This window comes from Staphylococcus sp. HMSC36A10 (genome assembly GCF_001838845.1).
Taxonomy (GTDB): Bacteria; Bacillota; Bacilli; order Staphylococcales; family Staphylococcaceae; genus Staphylococcus; species Staphylococcus aureus.
Genome location: NZ_KV839077.1, coordinates 1 through 14,502 on the forward strand (window position 1 = coordinate 1; position 14,502 = coordinate 14,502).

General features: G+C 29.5%; 17 protein-coding genes. 1 reads left to right on the forward strand and 16 read right to left on the reverse strand.

The genetic code is table 11. The features are described 5' to 3' along the window. Positions 1–220 precede the first annotated feature (220 nt). The 8 genes from HMPREF3247_RS02445 to HMPREF3247_RS02480 form a co-directional block, all read right to left on the reverse strand. On the reverse strand, positions 221–757 hold the full coding sequence (locus HMPREF3247_RS02445) for an IS30 family transposase (RefSeq protein WP_078056058.1): 537 nt from the start codon (positions 755–757) through the stop codon (positions 221–223). Further along, positions 738–1,241, reverse strand: coding sequence for a helix-turn-helix domain-containing protein (locus tag HMPREF3247_RS02450; RefSeq protein WP_000746375.1), 504 nt, complete (start codon positions 1,239–1,241; stop codon positions 738–740). The genes HMPREF3247_RS02445 and HMPREF3247_RS02450 overlap by 20 nt, the downstream gene beginning before the upstream one ends. Before the next feature lie 108 nt (positions 1,242–1,349). Then, positions 1,350–1,691 (reverse strand): cystatin-like fold lipoprotein, encoded by a 342-nt coding sequence (locus HMPREF3247_RS02455; RefSeq protein WP_001255377.1) that lies wholly within the window; start codon positions 1,689–1,691, stop codon positions 1,350–1,352. A 55-nt stretch (positions 1,692–1,746) separates the two neighbouring features. Further along, positions 1,747–2,337 carry a hypothetical protein gene (locus HMPREF3247_RS02460; protein WP_000810443.1) on the reverse strand — a complete coding sequence of 197 codons (591 nt, stop codon included), beginning with the start codon at positions 2,335–2,337 and terminating at the stop codon, positions 1,747–1,749. A 6-nt stretch (positions 2,338–2,343) separates the two neighbouring features. Further along, positions 2,344–3,390 (reverse strand): CHAP domain-containing protein, encoded by a 1,047-nt coding sequence (locus HMPREF3247_RS02465; RefSeq protein ID WP_000247476.1) that lies wholly within the window; start codon positions 3,388–3,390, stop codon positions 2,344–2,346. Next, entirely contained in the window at positions 3,380–5,227 is a 1,848-nt protein-coding gene (locus HMPREF3247_RS02470; protein ID WP_000681159.1) for a CD3337/EF1877 family mobilome membrane protein, read from the reverse strand. Before HMPREF3247_RS02470 ends, HMPREF3247_RS02465 begins: the two co-directional genes overlap by 11 nt. Positions 5,228–5,231: 4 nt before the next feature. After that, complete coding sequence (locus tag HMPREF3247_RS02475) at positions 5,232–6,590, reverse strand: FtsK/SpoIIIE domain-containing protein (RefSeq protein ID WP_001251192.1); 1,359 nt, start codon at positions 6,588–6,590, stop codon at positions 5,232–5,234. A 62-nt stretch (positions 6,591–6,652) separates the two neighbouring features. Then, on the reverse strand, positions 6,653–6,919 hold the full coding sequence (locus HMPREF3247_RS02480) for a hypothetical protein (protein WP_000453449.1): 267 nt from the start codon (positions 6,917–6,919) through the stop codon (positions 6,653–6,655). A 237-nt stretch (positions 6,920–7,156) separates the two neighbouring features. Here HMPREF3247_RS02480 and HMPREF3247_RS02485 point away from each other — a divergent pair, with 237 nt between their 5' ends. Next, a complete protein-coding gene (locus HMPREF3247_RS02485) occupies positions 7,157–7,633 on the forward strand; it encodes a hypothetical protein (RefSeq protein WP_001031902.1) in 477 nt (158 codons plus the stop codon). A 172-nt stretch (positions 7,634–7,805) separates the two neighbouring features. Here HMPREF3247_RS02485 and HMPREF3247_RS02490 read toward each other — a convergent pair whose 3' ends face one another. From HMPREF3247_RS02490 to HMPREF3247_RS02525, 8 genes are all read right to left on the reverse strand, one after another. Continuing rightward, positions 7,806–10,301, reverse strand: a complete 2,496-nt coding sequence (locus HMPREF3247_RS02490; protein WP_001049258.1) for an ATP-binding protein — start codon at positions 10,299–10,301, stop codon at positions 7,806–7,808. A 34-nt stretch (positions 10,302–10,335) separates the two neighbouring features. Beyond that, entirely contained in the window at positions 10,336–10,719 is a 384-nt protein-coding gene (locus HMPREF3247_RS02495; protein ID WP_000358144.1) for a TcpE family conjugal transfer membrane protein, read from the reverse strand. A gap of 11 nt (positions 10,720–10,730) precedes the next feature. Further along, entirely contained in the window at positions 10,731–10,991 is a 261-nt protein-coding gene (locus HMPREF3247_RS02500) for a TcpD family membrane protein (RefSeq protein WP_000015639.1), read from the reverse strand. 4 nt (positions 10,992–10,995) lie between these two features. Next, the gene (locus HMPREF3247_RS02505; protein ID WP_000692002.1) at positions 10,996–12,051 is read right to left on the reverse strand and encodes a conjugal transfer protein; all 1,056 of its coding nucleotides are present in this window, start codon (positions 12,049–12,051) and stop codon (positions 10,996–10,998) included. 60 nt (positions 12,052–12,111) lie between these two features. Next, positions 12,112–13,203, reverse strand: a complete 1,092-nt coding sequence (locus tag HMPREF3247_RS02510) for a replication initiation factor domain-containing protein (RefSeq protein WP_000173102.1) — start codon at positions 13,201–13,203, stop codon at positions 12,112–12,114. Between the two features lie 174 nt (positions 13,204–13,377). Then, positions 13,378–13,680 (reverse strand): hypothetical protein, encoded by a 303-nt coding sequence (locus tag HMPREF3247_RS02515; RefSeq protein WP_000386891.1) that lies wholly within the window; start codon positions 13,678–13,680, stop codon positions 13,378–13,380. Positions 13,681–13,693: 13 nt separating this feature from the next. Next, positions 13,694–14,014 carry a DUF961 family protein gene (locus HMPREF3247_RS02520; protein WP_000805734.1) on the reverse strand — a complete coding sequence of 107 codons (321 nt, stop codon included), beginning with the start codon at positions 14,012–14,014 and terminating at the stop codon, positions 13,694–13,696. A gap of 150 nt (positions 14,015–14,164) precedes the next feature. Beyond that, positions 14,165–14,449: a hypothetical protein gene (locus HMPREF3247_RS02525; RefSeq protein ID WP_000134542.1), complete on the reverse strand. Its 285-nt coding sequence runs from the start codon at positions 14,447–14,449 to the stop codon at positions 14,165–14,167. Positions 14,450–14,502 lie beyond the last annotated feature (53 nt).

Genomic DNA, 14,502 nt, shown 5'->3' on the forward strand with positions numbered 1-14,502 from the left:
GGCAGTGTGTCAATAGAAAAATGAGAATTTCTTAAATTTTTTTAATAAATATTACTAAAAGAGTACAGAAGAAGAAAAAGAAGCATTTTACTAGTAATATCTATCAAAAACCACAGATTTAAATAGTATGCTTCTTTTTAGATTATGCATTTTATATACAAAATTTATTCGTCCTGTCCTTCCGCGCTCATTGTAAACCATTCGCTTAGATTAACCTATATTAATTGACGGGTTCGTGCCTCACACAGTCATTTAATATAGGTTCACAATTTTGTGTGCTTACATGGTACTTTAGCATTTCCTCACTCGATTTATAGTCAAATATCATTCGAGGCCGTGCATTAATTTGTTTAACAGCTTCATCTAATGACTTTTGTGTTATATTTGCAAAATCCGTACCTTTAGGATAATACTGTCTTAAAAGTCCATTTGCATTTTCAATAGAACCACGTTGATATGGACAACCCAAATCACTAAAATAAATACTACAATTCAATTCATCTTCTATTTGTTCAAATAGAGCAAACTCCTTACCTCTATCCATAGTTATACTTTTGGGTAATAATGGTTTCATAATATTTATAATCTCATTACAAACTACATTGGATTTACGTGTATTTAATCTACTAGCATATAAATATCTTGTCTTTCTTTCAATAATAGTTAACAAGCAATATGTTGATGGTCTAACACTCCAAACAGTATCAATTTCATAATGTCCAAATTCTTCACGATTATTAATACTTTTTGAGCCGATACTTTATAACACGAGACCCTACGTCTAATTTGCCACGCTTTTCAGAAGACTTATTATATTTCTTGCCTGCTTGTCTCATATCACGTTTAACATCAACTTTTACCAATCCATTGCGAATATATCTATATATAGTAGGATAACTTATATAATACCCTGTATCTTTTTCAATTTGACTTGCTATCTGTCTAGGAGACCATTTTAATGAAAGTTTTTCTTCAATATATGCTTTTGTTTCATCATTCAAACGTCTACGTTTAGCAACCTGTTCATCTGAAATACTACGCGATTTTATAGCATCTTCCTCAGCTAATAAAGGATTATAAACACCATCAACAGAACGCTTATTTACTTCTCTATAAAGAACTGCATCATCACGACCTAAAATCTTAGAAATCTGAATGATGTTTAAACCATCATTTAAATACTTTGCGATAGCTAGACGTGTTTTATAGTCTAATTCTTTACGTTTTTTTCTTTTTTTCATGTATATCCTCCTTTACTTTTAAAAAGGTTATTTATAAAATAAGTTATAAGAGGATATATGTTCATCAACTCCCGATACCACCGCTAAAGCGTATAGGGAGTTGATTCTTTATTTTTTCATATTATTTTCTTCATAAACTGGTTTATGATTACTTTGATATTCTTTTTCGTTCATATCTTCAACTTTTACATATTTATCTGTTGTCTCATTTTTTTTATATAAACTTGTCCACACTGTACCATCTTTATCATAAACAAAAGAAATAGTTATAAATTTACCATCTTCATATACTTTAAAATCACTATTACTTTTTTCAGGCTTCTTAAAAGAAGACTCACTCATACTTTTTCTTTCAGAATTTAAAACTGCATCAATCTCTTTATCATATTTCTGACCACATGCAGATAATAATATAACTAATCCTAAAATTAATACAAACCATCGCCTCATGATAAATTCACTCCTTTTTACGTAAATTATATCATTGCTATCGTCTTGAAACAAACTAACGTCCTAGAGGTTTTAAATTGAAACGTTTTAAATTATCAATACGCCAACCTTCAGCTGTACGAACTAAATCCAATTGTGCAGATGTTTGACGATGTTCAATTTTATCATCTCCATCTGTTTCAATACGTTCGTCGAACTGAACAAAAACTTTATAACTATCTTTTTTAGGGTCATACGTATCAAAATAAACATGAATATCATTAACGGTTATATCATCATATAAATCATATTTATCTTTAGAATCCTTAAATAATGTATCGTAATAATCCTTTGTAACTAAAGGCTTTATTTGTGGTGCTTTTGATTTAAAAGAAGAATCTTTTTTCATTTCAAACATCTGTTTAACAAAATTTGAAGAAACTTCACGTATTTGCTTTTCTTCATCAGAAATAACTGTTTTTGATTGTCTCTTTACTAGTTTATTTAACTCTCCATTTTTATCTCTTAATATACGTTGTTCTTCCTGTAAATCTTCAATTTGATTTTGTTTCATTTTAACTTGTTGTTTAGGAATCTGATAACCAATTAAAACAGCACAAAATAATATTACTGTTACAAGAGTAAACATAATAATTTTTTGCTTCATTTATTTTCACTCCTTATCATGAATAAAACTATATCCATCAGTCATTTTCAATGTACGTTCATTAACTTTAAAAGCACCTTCCCAATTCATTTCTGTTATTCTAAATGTTTTACCACCATCACTTACACCAATAACAACAGCCACATGACCATAATGCCCATCATGACCGCCTGCACCTTGTTCAGCAATAAATAATGCACCAGGTTCCGGATTTTTATCAACTTTATAACCCTCAGCCTTAGCCCTATCATTCCATTTATGTGCATCATGCCAATAAGTTGATACAGGTTTACCCATTTTTTGACGCATACCGTATGCATACCAAGTACATTGACCAGCAGTGTATAAATTACCTTTTCCAGGGTCATCATTTGACCAATGTGGCAATTTACCATTAAACTTTATAGACTTTCCTTTACCATTACTACATGACGTTTTAGCTTCTGAACCGCCTAAATCTTTCATAATTTTTTCAACTGTTGGTATCCAACGGGCATTCATATTATTAGGGTCATTTGACGCACCAACAGGCGCATATTTGGGACCTATTTTTTTAGGAGTATCTAAACCTTTAGAAATATAAACATCATACAAATTTTTAGCTCCCGCATTAAGACCGTCTTCAATAGTTGGATATGTTGAATCATGAATCGATTTTGAACCCATAACAGACAAAGGATTATTTTGTCTTGTCGCATTTTCTCCTTTACCCCATTGTGATTCACTCGCAATAATAGCCATAAAAATATTCACAGGTACTTTATTTTTTTCTGTAATTTTCTGTATTTCTTTTCCTTTACCCTCTAATTTTCCACCTTTAGCATTTTCATTAAACTTATCAATACCATTTGCCGAAACATTACCGCCACTAACAGTACAACCAGCATCATCTTTATCTTTATTTGAATCAGGCGCTAACAAAAACATTACAATTACTGGAAATGTAAAAAAAGCCACCACACACAAAATGATGATGACTTTCGCTAATTTCAATTTAACACCTATTGGCGTTTTACCTATTACTTTTTTAGCAATATCTTTTTTATTTACCATACTTATTGATATCCTTTTGCTCTTTTAGACGGTCTTTTGACTGAGAATTACGTGTAATAGGTTGATTACGATTTCCAGATTGTCTACTTTGTTGATTCTGTGTCGCATTTTGTATTTGTCGTTTTTGAACATCAGTATCATAAGCAGTTTGAACTGACTTCTGTTCTTTACGATTTATTGAATGATTCTCATTATTTAATGGCTGATTAACCACTTGTGACGACCTTTGTATATCTTTTCGCTGTCTTGTTTCTCGTACTTGATGTTCTTGCTGTGATGCTTTTTGTGGTTGTTTAGAATAATTATTTGCATTTGATTCAACAGAAGCAGATTTTACATCGTTACCATTCATTGACTCTTGTTGTTCTCTTCGCTTATTACCATTTTTTTGATTATCTTTATTTATAAATAAAGGCATTGGTTTATCCTGCTGTCTTCTTCTTAAATCATTATCATTTTGAAGTGGTGGGGCGGGTTCATCTCTTTGATTTTCTCGTTTAGCTTTCTTATTTTGCGCTTGTTCATGACGAATCTTATTAAAACGTTCTTGTGTTCGATTCATCACACCAGCACCAATTGCACTAGGAGAAAAACTAATATTACCACGACTTACAAAATTGATAATTTGAGCCCGTTTTTTATACATTACAAACAATATTACAATTATAAATATTGAATTTAAAAAATAAGCATTTTGACTATCCGGTTCAATAAAACTATTTGCAAGCTTGATACACAAACCAACTATCACAAATAAGAATGTCATACAAGCACTTAAAATAATATAGCCTAACGTTTTTGCAAACGCAGAGAAAACAGATAATTCAAATCCTGGTATAAAACTCACTATCCAACTGAATACTAAAAATAAGAATAAAAATAAAGCAAATGTAGAAAAAATCAACTTCGCAAAACTAATTGATAAAAATACAATTGACATAAAAACAGTAATAATAAAGCCAATCACTGAAATAGCCAACTTTTGAAATACATAACCTTGCGTCATATATTTATTATCTTTTTTCTCAACCTCATTTTTTACAATTTTATCAATCTCATCTTGTCCTTTTTTTGAAAAATCTTGTTTTAAAATGTTATCAATACGGTCTTTACCTTTTGCTTTTATCTCTTTTTCGTCTACAGTTCCATAATTCATTACTAAATATGTTCTATATATCGTCATATCAAATAATTGATTACGTATATGATTCATACCTGAATTCTCATGAATATAATCAATATTCCCATCAATAGAAGATGTACTATTCATAATTATATTATTCAAATCCTTACCAATATTGTTTGTACCACGTATAATATTACCTGCATTCGCAAGTATACCAACACCAAAACCAATCAAACACATAATTAAAAACGCTCGCTTTAATGCTTCTCTTGCATTACCTTGTACACTAAAAATAATAAATGCGTTAAAGCAAACAATAATAAATAATGTTAATGCTAAATTACTCAATAACTTTTGATATATATCGCCAACAAAATCGCCGATTTTATCCGCAAAATCATTAATAACATCTAGTTGAAATAAATTTTCAATCGCATAATCTGTAACACCTGCTAAAATCTTAGTCATAGAAAAGAAAAAATCTGACACATTATTAATTTGTCGTGAAATTTCTTCTTGACCAAACGGATTCCAGTCGCCTTTTTCACTATATATTGAACGATAATGTGATAAATCATACTTTTCAATTTTTGGCTTAACTGCATGTGAGGGCTCTCCAACTGGATTAGAAACAGCGTAAGCACTCACAGATGTTAAAAGCAGAATAGGCAAAATTAAAAAGCATAAAAGATACACACTTTTATGCTTCATCAAATCACTCCTTATTTAATATTTGTTTCACATCTTCTACAAAATCATACTGTTCCATTAAAGGTGCATCAAATAAAATTGGTTCATTATATTGTCCAAGTATAGAAATATAACCTCGGCCGATATCACTATCATGAATCGTTTGAAATTCTTTATCAGTTTGACCAAAGGTCATACGATAACCATCATTTGACAAATTACCTAAAGACACACGTAACCCTAATTGGTCACGCACATTACCTTTAATCACATCTGCATCTGGTCTTTGTGCTGTTAAAAACATAAATACACCAGCTTGACGACCTTTCATAATAATATTAATTAAATAATCATTCATTTCTTGTAATTCTTTTTTATCTAAAGTTGAAGTAAAAGCCGTTACCTCATCAAAAATAATGAAATAGGGGCGCATATCAAAATTACGGAAATCATTCCCGATTTTATAATCCGAACTATCATTCATTAATCTAAAACGCTCTTCCATTTCATTATTAGCTTCTCTCAATTGTTTTAATATTTGGCCTTTAGTATCTGCAACTTTATCATCACCAATAACGCGCTTCATAAAGCTCAAATCTGAAACTTTTGGGTCTAATAAACGTACTTCTGAATGTCTACGGAATAACTCACGAATCACATAAAATAAAAAATATGTTTTACCACCTCCGGTTATACCTGTAACCAATCCATGAGGTGCTTTCACAAAATCCCAAGTAATTTGATGCGTAATAGCAATTTTTGTATCATAAAAAATTGTATTTGATTCTTGTTCGCCATTCATAACAATACGCTTTTTATATTTAAGTGGCATAAATTCATATCTCAAATAACGACCAATATGCTTTTTTTCTACTAATTCAGAATTAAACATTGGTTCAATAATCGTCTCTAACTCTAAATAATTATCTTGAAACCTCGAACCGTCTTTCTTAATATGAATAACAAAAGATTTTTTACCACGCTTATAAAACATTGTTGGATAATAATCATATTCAGTTTGTTTATAATCAATAGGGATATACTCAGTTGTTTTCTTGATTACTGTACGATTATGAAACCCTTGTGTTTCAATCATTTCAGCCAAATCTTTTGTTTTAAAACGTATTAAAAACTGAGCAATAAGCTTACATATCACAAATATAATTGCTGTACCAATCAATAAATACAATAAATGCGGTTTAAAATATGCAAACAACGTCAATATATCCAATTTTTTATTAACTGATTTATAATCAATAAACAAAATGTATATACGATATACCAAAAAAATAAATGCTAATGCACCTGCAAACATAAAATCAATATACTTCTGATAAGGCTGTATACGTATACCTTTAAATAAAGCAATTTCATTCATTGCCATTATATGCACTCCTTTAAAAATAAAAAGCATACACAAATAATGTGCATGCTTAAAACAAAATATTAATTTTCCAATTGTTCTTCCATATTTTTATTATAATCAGTAATACTTTTCTCAAAACATCGATGTGCAAAAAATAAAAGAATTATTGATACAATAAATAAAAACATCATAATAAAAAGCTTTCTCTTCCAAGATTTCCATTGATAATACTCAATATAATCATTTTTATAAAAATAATTTAAAACAAAAACACATACTATACATAAACTAATAACAATAAAGCCTACAAAAATAAAATTCATTGTTAAATTACTTAAAACTTCCAATATTAAATCGCTCCTTTTACAATATGTGTCAAGTACTTAACAAGTATTATACCTTATTGTATAATCATTTTAAATTATTTTATGTTTTTAAATATATTTGTTTTTATTTTATTAATTTCAACTTTATGTCTATTTTCTTCTTTATCTAGTAAATACTTAATCCGTTTAATCGATAAAAACAAAATAAATAACGAAGCAATACAATTCAAAACAAACATTTGAAAGGATGACCTCCTTATGAACAAATTTAAATTAAGTTGGTTAAATATTGGTACAGCTTTATTTATATTAACGTATATTAATATAGCTATATTTATCACTTATATATTTCAACCTAAAATACTAGTTGGCATCAAAGATATGTTAAATGCAATTACAAATAACCATATCTCTAAAATTTTTAGTAATATTAATTCTGATATGATTTATAATTTATATCTGTTCTATTTTTATCTAATTGGTGTTTGTGCTTGTTTACTTTATTTATCTATACTGCTTTGTGTCTTCAAGATAATAATTCCATCTCGAATAGGTGAAATACTTGGATGGTTAATCAGTTTACTAACACAACAATTTAATATTTTTTTAATCGCAAAAATGACTAATGATAAAATAGCCACCGACACTTGCATTATTTGTATTTCAGGATTCTTATTCTTTACTTATCTTTATTTAAACAGTCACGATTTTTCAAATAAACATCGTGACGCATAATTGATTCCTTTTCCATATTTTTATGTTTTAACGTTAAATACATACCATAGGGAATAATCCAATAAAAAATTACCCATGCAAATAATATAAATATAAATGATTTAAATATTTCAATCATTTATAACACCTCGTTTAAAAGATACACTTCAATAAAGTGTATCTTTTTAATTTTTTACATCGCAAATTTTTCTTCTGCTTTAGAACTTGCAGAATCTTCTTGTGTTCTAAATGCTTCAGTCATTTCCTCAAATGGACAATGTACAACCATTTTTCCAACACGTCCATAAAAATCACTGAATATACATTGACCTTTCTTTAAATCTTTCAACATCTCCATATTTTCAGGAGATTCTTTTGAATATTCTAAGCCTAAAGATTTTAAAATATCCTCACGTTCATCTTTTTCATCAAATGCAAAATGACAACCAAAGTTACCACCATCATCATCTGCTTTATCTTTTACCGATTGTGTAATAAATACAAGTGAATTATTCTCAGAACGTCCCGTTCTTTTTATACGCTTACCAACTTTTTTACCTTGTCTTGAAGCACTAAAAGCCCAACCCTCATCAATAAATATAGTCGTTTGAACATCTCTACGAGAACCGAATTTCTCTAAAAACTTACCAATTAATAACATTAATGTAATCCCATTTTTCTCACTTGTTGAATAACTTGATGTATCATCATCTGCTTTAGGCATATCTAAACCTTTAACCTGTAAAATAGTTGCTTTTTCTTGAATATTTAAAGCTGGATTCGTACCATCACTAAAAACAAGTTTTAAAATATTGTTTTGCGTTTTTTCAAATAATAAATCGCCTGCATTTTTTACATGCTCATCTTCATTATTCTGTAATTTTTCAATTACATTTAATGAACCAACTTTTTTGCCATTTTCGCGTTCTTCAACCGTATCAGAAATAGCTTGATAAATTGCCGTTTCAATATGATGATAATTTTCAAAAGATTTAATTTCATCAAACACCGATTTCAACATTTCATTGGCTTCAATACCATCTAAAAATACAATAGGGTCTAAACAACCATAATTGGTTGAATCTTCATAATTCAATGTTACATATTTAAATGTTTTTAAATGATTAATAAATAGGGGATACTTTTGTTGCATTTCTTCACTTTCTGTTACTCTATCAAACCATTCTGCAAACTCAGATTTTGGATCCCAGTACAACATTTGACCTTTAAAGAATGATGTATAAATCCACAATAGTTTTGCTAAAAATGATTTACCTTTACCAGTTTGACCAGTAATTAAAACATGCGGACTATCACTGACAGCCCCCTTAATACCTTTTGCTGCCAACAATAAACTAAATAAAATTATATCCCTTGAACTTGCAACAGCTTCCTCACGTGAAACAGAACGTATAAATTTATCAATACGCCCTATATAAAAACCCGTTTTTGTTCCCAAACTTTGAGACACACCAAATAAATTCTCTGCTATACCTGTTGCCGTTGTTCTTTGTAACCAATACTTATTAATAAATAAATCATTACCATGTAAACATTGATAAAACAATTGTAACTGGTCAGCTAATGGATTAACTGCATATATTTGAGTTTCCTTTAATCGTTTCATCAAACGCTTTGCTTTACGTTTACAATCTCTATAATCATCACTTTTAATTACAAACATAAATACCCACTCAATAAATACACCTGAGCCAGTCACTTCTCGTTCCATTTGATTCAATACAAACAAATTATCTTGAACATCTTCCGAAGCACTGTCGCCAGTATCTTGCTTTTCTTTTGCTTGTTGTTTATGATTTATTTTCGCACGGTCAAATTTTTTCTTAACTTTCTCATTATTAATGATTTTTGCTTTTACATGGCATTCAACCGGAAAAGGCATATTTTGAGCTTTCTCAAATAAATGTGTATATTCCATATCTAACGGAAAATCATCAACAACAACTGTTGTTGTATAAAATATCTCGTTATCATTTTCAACTTCTAAAACACTCAAGCGAGTAGGGTCAATTACTGCATTATAAATATCTGTAATAGCTCTTCTTGAAGATTCTTCCTGTACGTCATGTGTTGCATTTGAAATAAAAGGCTTTCTAATAATATAAGCCAATTCATTCTCAGTTAAACGCTCGCCTCCAATACCTAGAAAACTATCAGCCAAATCTCGTTCAAATGTTTTATACTTATCTAAAATTTTATCGTCTAAATTCACATCAAAACCAAAATTCGAAACAATACGCTCAGCCGTATCTGATAATGTACTTTTTAAAATCTCTTTAAGTGTAACTGCATCGTCAGCTAATTCACGTATTTTAACACCCATAACAAAAGAATTATGCGTAATCATTTGTAATTCTTGTTCTAATACGTCAATAGTTTCTTTTGAATAATATTCAGCTACATTAAAAGCTTCATCATCAAAATCTTTACTAATTTCTTTAAATTTATTTCGCAAATCTAAATCGTGGTCATACATTTCAAAATGAAAATCTTGATAACCTTTAATCGACTCTAAAAAATAACGCATACGCTTTTTTGATTCTTCTTTTGCATCATAATTTGCTGTTGATATAGACTCAGAACGAACACGATAATACGCCCAAACTTCGCCAGTTTTCGTTAATAACAAATTATCTCTTAAACCTGCATACGGTGCTTTTAAATTCATGTCATCCCTCCAATAAAAATAACCCCAATAGGGGCTATTTAAATGTTATTTTTTTATCATGATATTCTACTTCTTCATCATAACTTAATTTAACTTTTCTTAATTGCACATTAAAAACAAATATTACAAAATCCCATAAGAAGAAAAATAATTTCTTTCCATCTTGTTTTAACTTAACAATATATTTCGTTATATAATAAGGTGCAACCGTAAAGTAAATAAACATAAGTCCACCAATCGACATAATTACAGGCTGTAATAAATACCAAAATAACAAAAATAATATAAACCACACAATCAAAAATGTAGCCCAAAAATCTAAACGAAAACCCTTATTAATACGAAACTTATCTGTAAATTCATACATAACTATCGGTTGTTCAAAAGTTCGCTTTAAATTATAAGCTTTTTTATCCAAATGGAATCACCTCAACCGCCAAAAATCATTTTCCAAACACCTGCAATCGCATTAAATACCTGTTCAGGACCTTTAGAAACTAAGAATAAAAAGCCACCAACAACAAATAATATAACCATATGCCCATATTTACCACTAGCCCATTTTACAATACCAACAACCAATACTACTAAACCAATACCCGTACCTACTTCATTACTTATCCAGTCACCAACTCCACCAAGTGATGGACGGTCAGCACCTAAAACAAAAAAATTAAATAAACCACTCATAACATTAACCTCCAATAGAATTAGTCATATTTTTAACGTAATATTTACCATCTTTTTTTGTTATATCTAATGTGTAATGCTCCAAATTCTCCAAAGGAGAATCTTTATCTTTCATCAAAATTTCAACTTTAGCAACATAATCATCGCCTTTTGGATATAACCTAATTTCTCTTATCTGAGAAACTTCTCTAGTTCCTTCTAAGCCCTCAGGGTTATCCATTAAATAGGCCATATCATCAGACTTACTAGAAGCATATTTATTAAAGAAATCTTCAATAAAAGCTTTTGCTTTCGGATTGTCTTCCCGTTTATTGTCTTTCAAATTATCCTCAACCATTTTAGCTTTATTCAATTGACTATCAGGGATTGGCGTAAAATAAGGATATTCAACAACAACATACTTATTATTTTCACTCTTAATAGGTATATTTATTAAAATGTTTTGATTTACTTTACGTTGCTTTTCTTCTGTTTTTGTTTCATACTCATCTTTATCTTTTTCACTTTTCTTTTTCTTCTTAACTTTAACTTCTTTCTTTTCAGTAATATTCACATCATAATTAACAATATACTGTATAATTGTTTGTTTATCTTTACGTTTAATATTATAAAATTCTTTACTATTCAATTTTCGTTCTGTATCTGAAATTTTTTCATCAGGTTTTTTATAATCTGATGGAAAATATTTCAACAATTCTTTTTCTCTAGATTCCAATTCTTTTGAATCTTTCGAGATATTCATATACGTATCAATAAACTTATCAGCATATAACTTTAATTTAGGACTATACTGAACTGTATTCGCATTATCTTCATACTTTTTTTGAATCATATTCGTTTTATTAACTGCTTCTTTACTGTCATTATTTGCTCTTGTAGCTTTAATAAAAGAAGCTAATAAAAGAATTAACAAAATAGCTAATAATGAGTAAAAACAAATTACAATCATCTTACGACGATTTTTAAATTTTGGAATTACTCGGCGTTGTTCTTTAGGAATATCAAAATGCTTTCCGTTTTTAGAAAATCGTGTTAAAATGTACTTGCTTATTATTTTCATAAACGATTTTCTAAAATCCTTTACGAAATTTTTAATAAAAATCACATCCCAGTTATTTTTTTAACACTTATCTTTTGATAAGTGCTTTTTTTGTTTTAAAGCCTCCAAATAATGATTAATTCTATTCGTATGCTCATCATTAAATTGTGAATGCGCTAAAATTTTATCTAAAAAATCAGTATCTGTAAGCAACCCCTCAGATTGCGCCATACTTTCGGCAGTTAACACTGTATCTAAAGTAGTAGCAACTTGTTTACATAACCAATCAAGATTATCCTCAATGGACTTTAATGTTGGTCTAGTAGTTAAATTCAATTTTTCAGTATCTTTAATAAATAACGCCCAAGGTCTATATAATGGCCACCGCTTACGATTTTTATCATTTCCATCTTTAGGAGGAGAGATAAAACGCAAATTATTATGCAATATAGACTTTACAATTTCGCTTATATTATCTGTTCTACTCAAAACTTTCGCACAATTAACTGCATATGCCTTTCGCATTTGTATTTCATAACGATTCCATAACCCAATGTCTTCGACATCACAATGACGTTTAAACGCTTGTTCATAATTCTTTTCATAAAAACGACAATATAAATTGCTTTGTTTAGAACCAATATAAAAAGTAGCGCCTTTACTTCTTCCGTCTGACAAATTAAAACCGTTTATTGCGCTTCCAGCTCTAAAACGTGAAACACACTCAGCTTTTTCAGCCTTTTTAATTAATAAAGGCACTTTTAAATATGTTTTATAATCATCAATTGCAATATCAATTCTTGTAAAATTTGCATTAACTGATAAACATTTATCAAAAAAATCTTGCCAAGTTTTATTCAACTGTTGTAAATGATGTTCAAACTCTCTACAACCTGTACCAGTTAACTGTAAGTGAATGCCCATTGATTCATCATCACTTGAATAATACAATTTAATGTTTGAAAATTCATAACCACGATTATAAAAGTAAATGCCACTATTTCGTTTTTTGAACAACGTTATAGGCAAACCGATAACGTCCTCAATCACTGCTGAAATAGGGGCTATATGGAAAGTGACCTGAACCCAGTCAACAACTGCCTCCACGGCACTTTTATTTGTACGCTCTACCCCCCTATTAGTAAGGGGGGTACACTGGCTTTTTAAAGTCATATTTATTTATGCCTCCTATCAAATCGCAAGCGATTTGATACATGACCGTTCTTGCTTTCTTAACGCGTATTTGTCGCAGGCTCCGCCCAAATGCTTAACGCACTCCGTGCTTGCATTTCTGCGCCTGCATACGCTAAAAGCTACACGGTCATGTTAAATCACTAATACTATATGTTAAACATCAATATCGCCAATATAAATACAATCTTCCAAATTCACTTGTAGCATTCTGCCATGTCCTGCTTCACTCAAGCTCATACACAATAGACAAAGGTCAGCGTAAATTTTAGGCCGACCTTTTACCGTATTTTCTTTAACGTAACTATCATTAAATTTAGACTGTATTTCTTTAGCTAAAGTCATTAATGAAACTTTATCGCCCCAATTTATACGACTAGCAACATAGTTTAAAATAGGTTCACTCAAATTTGAACTATTTGTGTAGCGATATAATCTATCTGCTGTATAATAATCCATTTACATCACCTAATTATTTTTGTTTAAGTGCACTATTAGAACCAACTACTTTAATATCTTCTGCATTCCAGCTATATGCGATAGTTCCAAAATCGCCTGACATTTGAACATACATTTTAACGTCTGGTTCAACTAATTCGCATTCTTGTAAATAGTTTAATTCTACTTTATTAGGCGTTTTAACAGTGATTTGTTCGCCTTGCTCTTGACTCGCTAATTTATATGCATAAACAGTTTTATCAGTACGCTCTCCATTTTCATATTTATATTTTTCATCTACACCTAAAAAGTTTAATTGTCCTAAAGTTTTTTTAATATCCAATACTGGTTTCATAATATATCCATCCTTTACAAAATTTTTAATAAAATTAAACGACTTCTAAAGGGTCGCACGAATAGGAATAACTCCCGCAAATCCGTACCACTGCATTTTTGATAATGGAGTGTCTATGCTTCTCCTGACCTATCATATTTTTAATCAAACCTATCGGTTCATCACCTCAAAAAATTCTAAGTCTTCAATTGAAATATGATACATCTTACAAATAAATGTATTAGACACACCATATTGTTTTAAAAATTTATAATCCTTATAAGTAAATCGATAATCATTCTTTTTTGCCATTTCACAAACTTCTAATATACGAAAATATGCAAAATTATACATTTTACAAATTTTTCTTTTAGAAATACCATGAAATCTTAAAATTACAAATTTAAGATAATTTAATTGATTTGAACCATCAAAAAAAGGTGTAAACTCAGTCATAATTATCAATTCCTTTCATAAGAATTAACTGTTAACTAGAGTTTACACCACCA